Genomic DNA, 335 nt, shown 5'->3' with positions numbered 1-335 from the left:
ACGAATGCGGCGGCGTCGATCACGAAGTGTGCGACCAGGAACGGTAGGAGGCGTCCGCTGCGCTGATACAGCCAGCCGAAGAGCAGGCCCATCGCCAGGTTGCCGAGGAACGCCGGATACCCCTGATAGAGGTGGTAGCTCGCTCGCAGCATCGACGTGGAGACGATGATCGTCCACGGACTCCAGCCGAGCTGGCGGAGCCGGGTGAAGAGATAGCCGAGCAGGACGAACTCCTCCTGCAGCGATGCGCGGGCCGCGGCCAGCAGCAGGACGGGAACGGTCCACCAATACGCGTCGATCCCCGCGGGGTCGATGGCCACGGTGAGTCCCAGAGC

1 protein-coding gene is annotated in these 335 nt (G+C 66.3%); it reads right to left on the bottom strand.

Features of this window, described 5'->3' with window-relative positions; translation table 11 throughout:
• Positions 1–335: CPBP family intramembrane glutamic endopeptidase (locus L978_RS18090; protein ID WP_047524878.1), on the bottom strand; the 335-nt coding region annotated here is incomplete at both ends.

Source organism: Microbacterium sp. ZOR0019 (assembly GCF_000800925.1).
GTDB classification, from domain to species: Bacteria; Actinomycetota; Actinomycetes; order Actinomycetales; family Microbacteriaceae; genus Microbacterium; species Microbacterium aurugineum.
This window is presented reverse-complemented; position numbering and strand designations above follow the sequence as displayed.